This is a genomic window from Millisia brevis NBRC 105863, from assembly GCF_001552615.1.
In the GTDB taxonomy this organism is placed as follows: domain Bacteria; phylum Actinomycetota; class Actinomycetes; order Mycobacteriales; family Mycobacteriaceae; genus Millisia; species Millisia brevis.
This window is the reverse complement of the sequence record NZ_BCRN01000006.1, coordinates 40,698-55,096: the sequence shown is the minus strand read 5'-3', so window position 1 is coordinate 55,096 and position 14,399 is coordinate 40,698. Positions and strand designations below refer to the sequence as shown.

The window sequence follows — 14,399 nt, the reverse complement described above, 5'->3', positions numbered from 1 at the left end:
CATGGCAGATCGAGTACTTCGGGGCAGCCGGCTCGGAGCGGTGAGTTACGAGACGGATCGTGACCACGACCTGGCTCCGCGGCGGATGGCGCGGTACCGCACCGACAACGGTGAGGAATTCGACGTGCCCTTCGCCGACGAGGCTGAGATCCCCGGTACGTGGCTGTGCCGCAACGGCCTCGAGGGCACGCTGATCGACGGAGCGGCGCCGGAGACCAAGAAGGTCAAGCCGCCGCGTACCCACTGGGACATGCTGCTCGAGCGCCGCTCGGTCGACGAGCTCGAGGAGCTGCTCAAGGAGCGCCTCGACCTGCTCAAGGCACGTCGGCGCGGCGCCGGGGTCTGACCCGGCAGCCACCCCCGGAACGCATATCGGGCCCGCTTCCCTTACGGGAGGCGGGCCCGAGGCGTATCCGCGGGTCGGGCGGTCAGCCCTGACGCACCGGGTTGCCGTCCTTGCGGTCGAGTCCCAGCCGGGACCGGAAACCCCACACGGTGACCTTCACCAGCGCCTCGCGCACGATGTCGCCGCTCATCTTGGACTCGCCGATCTGCCGCTCGACGAAGGTGATCGGCACCTCGCGCACGTCGAAGCCGGCGCGAACGGTCCGCCACTTGAGGTCGACCTGGAAGCAGTACCCCTGCGACTCGACACTGTCGATGTCGATCGTCTCGAGCGCCGTGCGACGGAAGGCGTTGTAGCCGCCGGTGATGTCGCGCAGGCTGCTGCCGAGCGCGAGGCGGGAGTAGATGTTGCCGCCTCGGGAGAGGATCTCGCGCCGCTTGGGCCAGTTGACCGTCGACCCGCCGGGCACATAGCGCGACCCGCAGACCAGGTCGGCGCCGTCGTTGAGCGCGTCGAGCAGGCGATGCAGCTGTTCGGGGGCGTGCGAGCCGTCGGCGTCCATCTCGACCAGCACGTCGTAGCCGTTGTCGAGACCCCAGTGGAAGCCCGCGATGTACGCGCCGCCCAGCCCGTTCTTCTCGGTGCGGTGCATCACGTGGATCCGGTCGGCGGCATCCTCGGCGGCCAGACGGTCGGCGATGTCACCGGTGCCGTCGGGGCTGTTGTCGTCGACCACCAGGACGTGCGCCTCCGGCTGCGCGGCCTGCAGCCGGGAGATGATCGTCGTGATGTTCTCCGCCTCGTTGTACGTCGGGATGATCACGAGTACGCGGAACGGGTACGACGGGTTGGTCATTCGGGTCCTTCCTCCCGGCCCGCTGTGGGCCGGTCGACGACGGCGGTCTCGCGGGGCGCGGCCGAGCGCCGTTGCCGACCCCCCACCACCAGGCCCGCGGCGACGGCGACCACCCCTGCGGCGATCAACACAACCTCGCCCGCGATACCAACGTGAGTTGCCAGAGTAGTACGTGTCGCGAGGGGAACCGATTCCACCAGCGTGGCGGTGGTGAAATAGTCCGATTCGGCGATGATCGAGCCGTCCGGGTCGATGATCGCGCTGCGACCGGCCGTCGCCGGGACCACGACCGTGCGACCGAACTCGACCGCCCGGACCTGCGACATCGCGATTTGCTGTTCGGACATCGCCACCCCGAAGGTGGCGGTATTGGCCGGTACGTAGATCAGCTGGGCGCCCTCGCGGACCGGCTCGGTCAACGCGCGGTCGAAGGCGACCTCGTAGCAGGTCGCCACGGCGATCGGCACCGAGCGACCGTCCGCGATGTCGGCGTGCACCAGTCCGAGCGTGTCGCCGGGGACGAAGCTGCCGGCCATACCGGCCAGCGGTGTCAGCGCCTCGAAGAAGCTCCGCCAGGGCAGGTACTCCCCGAACGGCTGCAGGATGCGCTTGTCGTAGCGCTCGACCGGGCCGCTACCGGCATCCCAGACCAGCGTCGCGTTCGACCCGGTCCCGTCGCCGTTGTTGACCACCGCTCCGAGCAGCAGCGGCGTGTCGATCGTCGCGGCGGCGCGGTCGATCGCCTCCGCCGCCGAGGCGGACCGGTAGGGGTCGATATCCGAGGCGTTCTCGGGCCAGAAGACGATGTCCGGGCGGGCGACGGAACCCGCCGCGACCTCGGCGGCCAGTCCGACCGTGGCGCGGGCGTGATTGTCCAGAACCGCCTGGCGTTGGGCGTTGAAGTCGAGGCCGAGGCGCGGCACATTGCCCTGAATCGCGGCGATGGTCACCGAGTCGTCGGCGGCGGGTCGCCCGACCGCACCGACGCCGACCGCCGCCACGACGACGCCCACCCAGACCGCCAGGACGCCGATCGCGGTACCGCGAACCCACCGACCGCGGCGAACGTCTCCCCCGCCGGCGGGATCGTCGGCTCCGGCGACCGCGGTGGCATCGTCCGGTTCGGCCGGGAGGCCGGTGCCCCGGCTGCCGGCGCCCCACCGGCTACCGGGGTTCACCAGGCGCACCACCAGGACGCCGAGGACCGCTCCGAGCAGGGCGACCGCGAAGGTCAAGCCCGGCGCGCCGATCAGCGATACCAGCGGCAGCAGCGGCGAGTCGGCCTGGCCGAACGCCAACCGCCCCCACGGGAAGCCGCCGAACGGGAAGGACGAGCGCAGCCACTCGACGGAGGTGAAGGCCGCCGCGATCCACAGTGCGGCGAGCGGCAGCCGGGCGACGATGCGCGCGCCGACGGCGAAGAGCCCGAAGAACAGCGCCTCGATCGCGCAGAGCGCGACCCACGGCACCGTCCCGACCGGGATACCCACCCACGACAGCAGGGGCAGCAGGAAGGCCATCCCGAACAGGAAGCCGAGCCCGAACGCGCCCCGGCCGCGCGGCGCCCGCACCGCCAGGGCGACGATCGCCGCGATGGCGATCGGGGCGAGCCACCAGCCGAGCGCGACCGGGGGGAACGACAGGTAGAGCACCAGCCCGGCGAGGATCGCGAGCGCGCTCGTGACCGCCAGGCGGATCAGACCCGATCGGGTCGGCAACGTCGGAAGGCTTCGGGTGCCGGGTACCGCCGCGGTGCCGGTCATCGGGAGTACACGACCTCGCCGCGGTGGACGGTCCGCAGGCAGACCGGCTCCGGGGCGTCCGCGTCGAGCTCCGGCAGGCCCGGCACCCGCGAGCGCGGGTCGGTCGACCACCGTTGGACCGAGTCGGCGGTCGCGGCGACCACCAGGTCTCCGACATCCCAGATCGCGTAGGAGGCGGGGGCGCCGGGGACCAGGGTGCCGGCGACGCCGTCGCGCACTCCCCCGGCCCGCCAGGCCCCGCGGGTGGCCGCTGCGAACGCCGCCCGCGGGGAGATCCCGAATCCGTCGGTGTGGTGATGGACCGCCGCGCGCACGATCCGCCACGGGTCCGGCGGGGTCACCGGGGCGTCCGAGCCGAAGGCCAACGAGACGCCGGCGGCCGCCATCCGGGCGAAGGGGTTCATCGTCGCGGCTCGTTCGGCGCCGAGGCGCTCGGCGTACATGCCGTCCGGTCCGCCCCACAGCTCGTCGAAGATCGGCTGCACGCTGGTGATGACCCCGAGCCGGGCGCAGAGCTCGATCGTCTCGGTGTCGAGCATCTCGGCGTGTTCGATGCGGTGCCCGAGGGCGGCGACCGCGGTGCCACCGAGCTCGTCGGCGACCGCGCGCAGCCCGGCGGCGACGGTGTCGAGGGCCTGGTCGCCGATCGCATGGAACCCGGCCTGGACGCCGGCGAGGGTGCAGGCCCGCAGGTGCGCGGTGACCGTGTCGACGTCGAGGAAGCGGATACCGCGGCCGCCGGCGCAGTAGTCGTCGCGCAGGGCGGCGGTGCGGGAGCCGATCGAGCCGTCGATGAACAGGTCGCCCGCCAGGGCGTGGGCGCCGAGGTCGGCGATCAGGGCGGTGGCGGCGTCGGCGGAGTCGACCGCCTCACCCCAGTTGAGTCGCCGCTCGACCCCGTGCTCGAGGGCGAGCAGTTCGAGGGCGTCGGTGCGGCCGCCGATCTGGGGGCCGCCGCATTCGTGCACCGCGACGATCCCGCGGGCGGCGAAGTCGTCGAGGGCCCGGCGGCGGGCCCGATCGCGTCCCGCGCGGCCGAGCCGCTCGCGGGCGATGGTCCGCACCAGGTGATGGTCGTCACCGATCACCGGCCCGTTGGGCTCCGCGAGACCGGCGTCCCGATAGAGCCCGGAGTCGGCGACCGCGGAGTGGGCGTCGATGCGGGCGAGGTAGATCGCCCGCCCGCCGCCGATCGCGTCGAGTTCGGCCGACGTCGGCGCGATCGGCTGCGGCCAGCCGGATTCGTCCCAGCCCTGACCCCAGACGATCGGGTCGTCGCTCGCCGCACAGGCGGCCCGGACCAGGTCGAGGCATTCCTCGCGGGTGCGGGCCAGGCTCAGGTCGAGCCCGAGCCGCGAGAGCCCGTGGTCGGTGGTGTGGACGTGGGCGTCGACGAAGGCGGGGGCGACGAAGGCGCCGTCCAGGTCGATCTCGCGGGCGGTGGGATGCAGGGCCCGACCGACCCGGTCGGAACCGATCCAGGTGACCAGGCCGTTCTCGACCACCATCGCGGTGGCATCGGGGGTGGTCGGTGAGTAGATCCGACCGGCGAGCAGCAAGTGCGGTCCGGGATCGCCGGCCGTCTCCAATTCTCCCACCCCACAAGTGTGATGACCGGCGGCGCAACCGTGGTATCCGGCCCCGGCGTCGCCACTTCCGGCGGGCGTCCGGGCACCCACCGGCGGACCGAACGGTGTGTTCGGACGCGGCCCGGGCGCCGGTTGCACGCCCCGTCCACTACCGGTCGACTAGGTTTGGTGTGGTGAACGACTCTGTGGACGGCCGAGGCCCGGAGAGCACGCGGGAGGTCGACGCAGACTTCCTCGCGCTCCCGCTCGCCGCCCTGGCCGACGCCGCGCTGTCGACCGCTCGCGGGGCGGGTGCCACGCACGCCGACCTGCGGGTCCATCGGCTGCGCTCCCAATCGCTGGCGCTGCAGGACGGCGCGGTGCAATCGTCGGTCGAGGGCGACGTGCTCGGCCTGGCCGTGCGGGTGCTCTACGACGACACCTGGGGGTTCGCCTCGACCCCGCAACTCGATCCCGGTGCGGCCGTCGCCGCCGCCCGGCGGGCGATCCAGGTCGCGGGGACCCTGCGTGAGCTCAATCGGGATCCGGTGCGGTTGGCCGACGAGGACGTCCACCCGAACGCCACCTGGGTCTCGCCGTACCGCATCGATCCGTTCGACGTACCGGCCGCCGAGCGGATCGAACTGCTCGCCGACCTGTCCGGGCGGCTGTTGGCGGCGCCGGGTATCGATCACGTGCGCGCCCACGTGGTCGCGGTCAAGGAGCAGACCTTCTACGCGGACACCGCCGGATCGTCGATCGTGCAGCAGCGCGTCCGGATCCAGCCCGCGTTCGAGGCGACCGCCGTCGATGCCGACGCCGGCAGCTTCGAAACGATGCGGACCCTCGCGCCGCCGGTCGGCCGCGGCTGGGAGTACCTGGTCGATCCGATCAGCGGCGCGCAGGGCGGTTGGGATTGGAACGACGAGATCGCCCGCATCCCCGACTGGTTGGCCGAGAAGATCGCCGCGCCGTCGGTGATCGCGGGCCCGACCGACCTGGTGATCGACCCGACCAACCTGTGGCTGACCATCCACGAGTCGATCGGCCACGCCACCGAATACGATCGGGCGATCGGCTACGAATCCGCCTACGCGGGAACGTCCTTCGCGACCCCGGACAAGCTCAACACGCTGCGTTACGGCACGCCGATCATGAACGTCACCGCCGACCGCACCGAGCCGAACGGCCTGGCCAGCGTCGGCTGGGACGACGAGGGGGTCGGCAGTACTCGGTGGGATCTGGTGCGCGACGGCATCCTGGTCGGCTACCAGCTCGATCGCTCGTTCGCTCCGAAGCTCGGCCTCGACCGCTCCAATGGCTGCGCCTACGCCGACTCGCCGCACCACGTGCCGCTGCAGCGGATGGCGAACGTCTCGCTGCAACCCGACCCGGAGTCGGACCGCACCACCGACGATCTGATCGCCCGGGTGGAGAGCGGCATCTACATCGTCGGCGACAAGTCCTGGTCGATCGATATGCAGCGCTACAACTTCCAGTTCACCGGCCAGCGGTTCTTCCGCATCGAGAACGGACGGCTGGTCGGGCAGGTGCGCGACGTGGCCTACCAGGCGACCACCACCGACTTCTGGGGGTCGATGGAGGCGGTCGGCGGGAAGTCGACCTGGCGTCTCGGTGGCGCCTTCAACTGCGGCAAGGCGCAACCCGGCCAGATCGCGGCGGTCAGTCACGGCAGCCCGTCCGCACTCTTCCGCGGCGTGCAGGTACTCAACACCCGATCGGAGGCCGGCCGGTGATCAGCGCGGACCGCGTGGTCGACATGGCGCTGCAGGCGCGGACCGTCGACGCGTTGATCGTCATCGTCACCGATCGCGGCGACGCCTCGCTGCGGTGGGCGGGAAACTCGATGACCACCAACGGTGTCACCCAATCGCGCGGGTGGTCGGTGATCGCGCTGATCGACGACGCCGAGGGCGTGCGCGTCGGGACGGTCGCGTCGTCGACGGTCGACGCGGATTCGATTCCCGATGTGGTGCGCGCCGCGGAGGAGGCCGCGAAGTCGGCGCCGCCCGCCCGCGATGTCGCGCCCCTGATCGAGAACGCCGGGGTACCCGACGACTGGGCGGAACCGGCGCCGTTGACCGATGTGCAGGTGTTCGCGCCGATCGTCGGTGACCTCGCCGCCGGCTTCGACGGGGCCGACCGGCTCTACGGTTTCGCCCACCATCGGGTGGAGACCATCCTGGTCGGCACCTCGACCGGGCTGCGGCGGCGCCATACCGTGCCGACGGCGACGATCGAGATCAACGGCAAGCGCGGCGATCTCGCCACCGGCCCCAGCGCCTGGGTCGGGGCGCGCGGCACCGACTTCGGCGCGGTCGCGATACCGGAGATGCTCGCGGACCTCAACACTCGCCTCGACTGGGCTAACCGCCGGGTCGACCTGCCCGCCGAACGCTACGAGACATTGCTGCCGCCGTCGGCGGTCGCGGATCTGATGATCGCGCTGTACTGGTCGTTGGACGGTCGCGGCGCGCAGGAGGGGCGCACCGCCCTGTCCCGGGCGGGCGGTACCCGCGTCGGCGAGAAGTTGACCGATCTGCCGGTGACGCTCTACTCCGATCCGCGGGAGACGGGCCTGGAAACCCTGCCGTTCGTGGTCGCGTCGAGTTCGTCGGATTCGGTGTCGATCTTCGACAACGGGATGCCGCTCGAGCGCACCGACTGGATACGCGGGGGCTCGATCAACTCGCTGGTCTATCCGCGGGCGGCGGCCGAGGAGTTCGGCGTCCGGGCGGCCGGTGCGATCGACAATCTTGTGCTGACCGGCGGTTCCGGTGGTGCGAACCTCGCGGAGATGGTCGCGGGCACCGAGCGGGGGCTGCTGCTGACCACGCTGTGGTACATCCGGGAGGTCGACCCCGCCACCCTGCTGCTGACCGGGTTGACCCGCGACGGTGTCTATCTGGTCGAGGACGGCGAGGTCACCGCGGCGGTCAACAACTTCCGGTTCAACGAGTCGCCGTTGGATCTGCTGCGCCGCGCGACCGAGGTCGGGGCGACCGAGCCGACCCTGCCGCGCGAGCAGGGCGACTGGTTCACCCGAGCCGCCATGCCCGCCCTGCGGATTCCCGACTTCCACATGTCCTCGGTCAGCCAGGCACAGTAGCGCTCCCTCATTGGGGAGTTCCATGGTCATCCAGCGGCTTTCACACTCCCCAGTCAGGGGGTCGCGGGCGGAGCGACGGGGGTCGCGGCGATGGTCAGCCGGGCCCGGAAGCGGGGCGGCTCAGGACAGGCCCTTCTCCGCGTCGGCGATCGCCGCGAACTCCTCGTCGGCGCTCGCGAAGACCAGGCGGCGGCGACTGTAGGCGCCGAAATAGGCCATGAACAGCGCGAAGACGATCAGGCAGCCGCCGGCGGCCCGGACGTCGACCAGGAAGGTGGCGATCACCGCCAGCACCGCGATCGTCAGAGCGAAGCCCGTGGTCACCACACCGCCCGGGGTCCGATAGGGCCGGTCCATCTCCGGTTCGCGCACCCGCAGGACGATATGGCTGAGCATCATCAGCACGTAACTCAGCGCCGCGCCGAAGACGGCCATATTGAGCAGCATCGCGCCCTGGCCGGTCAGCGACAGCAGGAAGCCGATGATGCCGGGCACGATGAGCGCCAGGGTCGGGGCCTTGCGGGAGTTGGTCACCGACAACGATTTCGGCAGGTAGCCGGCCCGCGACAGGGCGAAGAGCTGCCGCGAGTAGGCGTAGATGATCGAGAAGAAGCTCGCGATCAGCCCGGCCAGGCCGATGTAGTTGACCACCGTATGCGCGCCGCCGTCGCCGAGCGCCTCCACCAGCGGATTGCCGGATTCCTTCATCGCGTCGGCGCCGCCGACCCCCGGCACCAGCAGCAGCACCAGCACGCAGGTAACCACGAGTACCGACATCGCCGCGATGATGCCGCGCGGCACATTGTGGGCCGGATCCTTCGCTTCCTCCGCCGCGAGCGGTACCCCCTCGACCGCCAGGAAGAACCAGATGGCGAAGGGAATCGCCGCCCAGATGCCGAGATAGCCGTAGGGCAGCCAGGGTCCGGCGCCCGCCGCGTCGGTCGGGGTGATGTCGGTGAGATTGGCGACCGAGAAGTCACCGATCGCGGCCAGCGCGAAGATGATCAGTCCGACCAGGGCTATCGCGGTGATCACGAACATCACCTTGAGCGCCTCGCCGACGCCGGCCAGATGGATGCCGATGAACAGGGCGTAGGCGGCGAGGTAGACCCACCAGCCGTCGGTGATGCCGAACAGGCCCAGCGATTCGACGTAGGCGCCGATGAAAGTGGCGATCGCGGCCGGGGCGATCGCATATTCGATGAGTACCGCGGTGCCCGTTGCCATTCCGCCCCAGGTGCCCAGAGCGCGCCGGGCGAAGGTATAGCCGCCGCCGGTCGCCGGTAGCGCCGAGGACATCTCGGCCATCCCCAGCACCATCGCGACGTACATCGCGGCGATGATCACCGCCGCGATCGCCAGCCCGCCGAATCCGCCCTCGGCCAGGCCGAAGTTCCAGCCGGAGTAGTCGCCGCTGATCACATAGCTGACCCCGAGGCCGGCCAACAGCACCCAGCCCGCCGTCCCGGTCTTGAGTTGGCGTTTCGAGAGGTAGTCGGCGTCGTCGGTCCCCTGCACGTGGCCGGCGCCGGATTCGGTATCGCTCATCGGAACGCCCTTCGATCGAACAGGTGCTGCGTCGTGCGCTATTCATACTCCTGTTCGGACCGGTGGACGTGATTTGTCGGAATATTGTGGGCCGTCGCCCGATCCGGGCTAACGACGACGGCCGAGAATGCGCAGAATGACCGATTCCAGGGGCAACAGCAGCAGCCACAGCGCGCCCGGCTGGGGAACGGCGATCACCAGGATGAGGATCACCGCGAGCAGGATCGCGCCCAACCAGCGCGCCACCGGATCGACCGGACCCGTGTCGAGCAGCCCGGCCCGCTCCAGCAGGGTCTCCTGCAGGCGCACCACCACCCCGGCGACCAGGATCGTGCCGACGTAGATCGCCAGGGCGAGACGGTCGTTCCCGGTGCCGACGATGTCGAGGACCGTGGCCACGGGCAGGACGACCACCGCCGCCAACCACAACAGGTCCAGCCGCAGCACCGCGGCGGTATAGCCCGTGGCGTAGGCCATCATCCGGTGGTGGGCGCGCCAGAGGACCGCGATCACCACGAAGCTCAACGCCGCCGAGATCAGCGAGTCGAGGGACTCGGACAGGAAGTCGGCCGCGCTCGGGACGTCCATCGCCCGGTCGACGATCGGCAGCACCACCAGCGTGATGGCGATCGCGACCACCGCATCACCGAAGGCGACGAGCCGGTCGAGCGCCTTCTCGTCGCCGTTGTCGCGGTGGTCGCGGATGTCCCCGGCCGACATCAGCCGGCCACAGGGGTGATCGAGCCCTTCAGCCGCCAGAATCCCTTGGAGGCAAGGTCGGTGATATTGGTGTACGCGACGCCCGAGGCGAAGTCGTCGACGTGGGTGACGGTGTTGCCGGTGGCCGGTTCGACCCAGGTGATCATGAAGACGCCGGGACGGATCGGTGTCAGCGCGATATCGAAGTCGTTGACGGTGCCGGTGGGGTAACCCGGATCGGCGAGCACGGTGACCTGCAGATGCTCGGAATCGACGAAGTGCAGGCGGTACTTCGCCTGATCACCGAAGTCGAAGTCGAACTCCCGGCCGACCGGGTCGGTGCTCTCGGACATGTGGAACTCCTCTGCCGTAGCGGACGGGATCAGCCGGCGACGATGGCGATGCCGACCGTCCCGGCCGGTCCCCGGCGAAGTCGGCTGCCCAGCAGCGTCAATCGGCCGATGATGCCGTACTTGGCGGCGATCGCGTCGCGGACGCGGGCGGTGTCGGCGGCGTCGAGGATCGTCGCGGTGCCCTCGAGGACCGGGCCGTGCAGCTTGGTACCGCGCGCATCGGAGCCTTGGACGGTCACGCGAGGGGTATTGCGGATGCGCTTGACCTTCCAGCTGTCGGCGACCGTCCACACCGCGACTCCCCCGTCGAAGGGGGCCACCCAGATCGGGGTCGGCTTGGCCCGCCCGTCCTTGGTGAACGTCGTGAGCATCACGTACTTCTCGTCACCGATATCCGACACTGACCCTCTCCCCCTTCCGACGGTCCCCGGTCCGATCGCGGGGACATCCCATCGTTGCCCACCGACACCGGAACCGTCTCGGCGGGGTCCGCGCCGAGCCGGACGCCGGTCAGGACTCGCCGCGCGCCTCGATATCGCCCTCGGCCTCGAGATAGACACCGCGCAGATCGTCGAGGATCGCCTCGTCGGGCTTGGCCCACATGCCGCGGTCGACCGCTTCGAGCAGACGCTGCGCGATGCCGTGCAGCGCCCACGGATTCGACTGCGCCATGAAGGCGCGGTTGGCCGCGTCGAGCACGTACTCCTGCGTGATCCGCTCGTACATCCAGTCGTCGACGACCCCGGTGGTCGCGTCGTAGCCGAAGAGGTAGTCGACGGTGGCAGCCATCTCGAAGGCACCCTTGTAGCCGTGCCGGCGCATCGCGTCGAGCCAGCGCGGGTTGACCACCCGGGCGCGGAAGACGCGGGAGGTCTCCTCGTGCAGGGTTCGGGTGCGCACCGATTCCGGGCGGGTGCTGTCGCCGATGTACGCCTCGGGCGAGGCGCCGGTCAATGCGCGGACGGTGGCGACCATGCCGCCGTGGTACTGGAAGTAGTCGTCGGAGTCGGCGATGTCGTGTTCGCGGGTGTCGGTGTTCTTCGCCGCCACCGCGATCCGCTTGTAGGCCGACCGCATATCGTCCGCGGCGGCGGTGCCATCGAGGCCGCGGCCGTAGGCGTAGCCACCCCATTCGGTGTAGACGGCGGCGAGATCCTCATCGCTGCGCCACGATCCGCTGTCCATCAGCTGCAGCAGACCGGCCCCGTAGGTGCCCGGCTTCGAACCGAAGATTCGGGTGCGGGCGCGGCGATCGTCACCGTGTTCGGCGAGGTCGGCGGTGACGTGGGCGCGCAGGTAGTTGTCCTCGGGAGATTCGTCGAGTCCGGCGACCAGGGCGACCGCGTCGTCGAGCAGGGTCACCACGTGGGGGAAGGCGTCCCGGAAGAAGCCGCTGATCCGCAGCACGACGTCGATGCGCGGTCGGCCGAGTTCGGCGAGCGGGATCACCTCGAGCGACTTCACCCGCCGCGATGCCTCGTCCCACACCGGTGAGACGCCGAGCAGGGCGAGCACCTCGGCGATGTCGTCGCCGGCGGTGCGCATCGCCGAGGTGCCCCACATCGACAGGCCGACCGAGCTCGGGTAGCTGCCGTGCTCGGCGTGGTACCGCTCGAGCAGCGAATCGGCCAGCGCCCGACCGGTTTCCCAGGCGAGCATCGACGGGATCGCCTTCGGGTCGACCGAGTAGAAGTTGCGACCGGTGGGCAGCACGTTGATCAGCCCGCGCAGCGGCGAGCCGCTGGGCCCGGCGGGCACGAATCCTCCCGCGAGGGCGTGCACGATGTGGCCGATCTCGTCGCCGGTGCGCCGCAGCCGCGGCACCACCTCGGCGCAGGCGAAGCGCAGCACATCGGCCACCGCCGCCGGGTGGTCGGCGGCGATCCCGTCGACCGCGTCGGCGGCGAAGTCCGCCGCGTGCAGCTGCGCGACCAGTTCGCGGGCCACCGCGTCGATGCGGTCGGTGTTCGCGCGGGAGTCGTCGTTCTCCTTCAGACCCAATGCTTCCCGCAGCCCGGGCAGGGCGGTCTCGCCGCCCCACATCTGCCGGGCCAGCAGCATCGCGAGCACCAGGTCGATCTCGGCGTCGTCGACCGGCGGGCGGCCCAATATGTGCAGGCCGTCGCGGATCTGGACGTCCTTGATCTCGCAGAGCCAGCCGTCGACGTGCAGCAACATGTCGTCGAAGACCTCCTCGTCCGGCCGGTCGGCCAGGCCCAGGTCGGCGTCCATCTTCGCCGCGGTCATCAACGTCCAGATCTGCTGGCGGATCGCGGGCAGCTTCGCCGGGTCGAGTGCGGCGATCGTCGAATGTTCGTCGAGGAGCTGCTCGAGCCGGGAGATGTCGCCGTAGGACTCGGCGCGCGCCATCGGCGGCACCAGGTGATCGACCAGCACCGCGTGCGCGCGCCGCTTCGCCTGGGTGCCCTCCCCCGGGTCGTTGACCAGGAAGGGGTAGATCAGCGGCAGGTCGCCGATCGCCGCGTCGGTACCGCAGTCCGCGGACATGCCGAGCGTCTTGCCCGGCAGCCACTCGAGGTTGCCGTGCTTGCCGAGGTGGATCACCGCGTCGGCGCCGAATCCGCCGTCGGCGACCGACTCGGAGAGCCAGCGGTAGACCGCCAGGTAGTGGTGGCTCGGCGGCAGGTCGGGGTCGTGATAGATCGCGATCGGGTTCTCCCCGAAGCCGCGCGGCGGCTGCACCAGGATCACCAGGTTGCCGAACGTCATGGCGGCGATGACGATCTCGCCGTCCGGGTCGGCGGAGCGGTCGACGAACAGTTCGCCCGGTGCCGCGCCCCAATGCTCGATCACCGCCTCGCGCAGGCCCGGCGAGAGCGTGTCGAACCAGGCGCGGTAGCGGGCGGCGGGCATCCGGATCGGGTTGCCCTCGAACTGCTTGTCGGTCAACCAGTCCGGGTCCTGCCCACCGGCGGCGATCAGGGCGTGGATCAGCGCATCGCCGTCGCGCTCCTCGAGCCCGGGGATCGGGTGGTCCGGGCCGCCGAAGGTATAGCCGGCGTCGCGCAGGGTGTGCAGCAGGTCGATGGCGCTGGCGGGGGTGTCGAGCCCGACCGCGTTGCCGATGCGGGCGTGCTTGGTCGGGTAGGCCGAGAGCACCAGGGCGATCCGCTTGTCGGCGGCGGGAATCGACCGCAGCCGGGCGTGCCGCACCGCGATACCGGCGAGCCGGGCGGCGCGCTCCGGGTCGGCAACGTAGGTAGCGAGCCCGTCGGCGTCGAATTCCTTGAACGAGAACGGGACGGTGATGATGCGGCCGTCGAACTCCGGCACCGCGACCTGGGTGGCGACGTCGAGCGGCGAGAGCCCGTCGTCGGAGCCGAGCCACTGCTCGCGCGATCCGGTCGAACAGAGCCCCTGCAGGATCGGCACGTCCAGGGCGGCCAGCGCCGCGACATCCCAGGCCTCGTCGTCACCGCCGGCCGACACCTCCGCCGGGGTGGCGCCGCCGGCGGCGAGCACCGTGGTGATCAGCGCGTCCGCGGTCCCCAGGTGGGCGAGCAGCTCAGGCGACGCGGTGCGCAGCGAGGCGCAGAACACCGGCAGCGGACGGGCCCCGGCGGCGACGAGGGCATCGCAGAGGGCGTGGACGTAGCCGGTATTGCCGGCGAGGTGTTGGGCGCGGTAGTAGACGACCGCCACGGTCGGGGCGTCGGCGGCGACGGTGTCCGTGCGCTCCGCGGCCCCCCACAGCGGGGTGGTCACCGGCGGTTCGAAGCCCTCGCCGGTCAACAGGATCGTGTCCGACAGGAAGCGGGCGACCTGCGCCAGATTGGTCGGCCCACCCTCGGCGAAGTAGCGGTGCGCCTCGGCGGCGATATTGCCCGGAACGGTGGAGCGCTGCATCATCTCGGGGTCCGGGGTCTGTTCCCCGCCGAGCAGAACGACCGGCAGCCCGGAGCCGAGGACCGCGGCGATCCCGTCCTCCCAGGCGCGCACCCCGCCGAGGATGCGCACCACCACCAGGTCGGTGTCGGCCAGCAGGACGGGCAGGTCCTCCTCGACCAGCAGCCGCGCCGGGTTGGCGGTGCGATAAGAGGCACCCGAGGCCCGGGCGCTGAGCAGGTCGGTATCCGACGTGGACAGCAAGGTAATCACGGCGACAACGCCTTTCT

Annotated in this window: 11 protein-coding genes; 3 read left to right on the top strand and 8 right to left on the bottom strand. The window is 70.8% G+C overall.

The features are described from left to right. Position 1 precedes the first annotated feature (1 nt). A complete protein-coding gene (locus tag MB1_RS10180) occupies positions 2-346 on the top strand; it encodes an RNA polymerase-binding protein RbpA (protein WP_066906403.1) in 345 nt (114 codons plus the stop codon). Between the two features lie 82 nt (positions 347-428). Here the strand turns inward: MB1_RS10180 and MB1_RS10175 are convergent, their stop codons facing one another. Genes MB1_RS10175 through MB1_RS10165 form a run of 3 tightly spaced genes read right to left on the bottom strand, consistent with a single transcriptional unit; the run spans position 429 to position 4,563 of the window. Next, a complete protein-coding gene (locus tag MB1_RS10175; protein ID WP_066906401.1) occupies positions 429-1,202 on the bottom strand; it encodes a polyprenol monophosphomannose synthase in 774 nt (257 codons plus the stop codon). After that, positions 1,199-2,965, bottom strand: a complete 1,767-nt coding sequence (gene lnt, locus MB1_RS10170; protein WP_084351388.1) for an apolipoprotein N-acyltransferase — start codon at positions 2,963-2,965, stop codon at positions 1,199-1,201. Before lnt ends, MB1_RS10175 begins: the two co-directional genes overlap by 4 nt. Beyond that, on the bottom strand, positions 2,962-4,563 hold the full coding sequence (locus MB1_RS10165) for an amidohydrolase (protein ID WP_245650121.1): 1,602 nt from the start codon (positions 4,561-4,563) through the stop codon (positions 2,962-2,964). The genes lnt and MB1_RS10165 overlap by 4 nt, the downstream gene beginning before the upstream one ends. Before the next feature lie 164 nt (positions 4,564-4,727). On the opposite strand from MB1_RS10165, the gene MB1_RS10160 reads away from it, so the two are divergent. Further along, entirely contained in the window at positions 4,728-6,290 is a 1,563-nt protein-coding gene (locus MB1_RS10160) for a TldD/PmbA family protein (RefSeq protein ID WP_084351521.1), read from the top strand. Further along, a complete protein-coding gene (locus MB1_RS10155; protein ID WP_066906397.1) occupies positions 6,287-7,663 on the top strand; it encodes a metallopeptidase TldD-related protein in 1,377 nt (458 codons plus the stop codon). The genes MB1_RS10160 and MB1_RS10155 overlap by 4 nt, the downstream gene beginning before the upstream one ends. Before the next feature lie 120 nt (positions 7,664-7,783). On the opposite strand, the gene eat is transcribed toward MB1_RS10155, so the two are convergent. The 5 genes from eat to cobN all read right to left on the bottom strand — a co-directional run bounded on the left by eat (position 7,784) and on the right by cobN (position 14,382). Continuing rightward, on the bottom strand, positions 7,784-9,211 hold the full coding sequence (gene eat, locus MB1_RS10150; protein WP_066906395.1) for an ethanolamine permease: 1,428 nt from the start codon (positions 9,209-9,211) through the stop codon (positions 7,784-7,786). A 108-nt stretch (positions 9,212-9,319) separates the two neighbouring features. Then, entirely contained in the window at positions 9,320-9,931 is a 612-nt protein-coding gene (locus MB1_RS10145; protein WP_066906393.1) for a TMEM175 family protein, read from the bottom strand. Continuing rightward, a complete protein-coding gene (locus MB1_RS10140) occupies positions 9,931-10,263 on the bottom strand; it encodes a MoaF-related domain-containing protein (RefSeq protein WP_066906391.1) in 333 nt (110 codons plus the stop codon). The genes MB1_RS10145 and MB1_RS10140 overlap by 1 nt, the downstream gene beginning before the upstream one ends. Positions 10,264-10,292: 29 nt before the next feature. After that, positions 10,293-10,664, bottom strand: coding sequence for a PPOX class F420-dependent oxidoreductase (locus MB1_RS10135; protein WP_084351385.1), 372 nt, complete (start codon positions 10,662-10,664; stop codon positions 10,293-10,295). Between the two features lie 109 nt (positions 10,665-10,773). Next, on the bottom strand, positions 10,774-14,382 hold the full coding sequence (gene cobN / locus MB1_RS10130; RefSeq protein ID WP_066906389.1) for a cobaltochelatase subunit CobN: 3,609 nt from the start codon (positions 14,380-14,382) through the stop codon (positions 10,774-10,776). Positions 14,383-14,399: the final 17 nt, after the last annotated feature.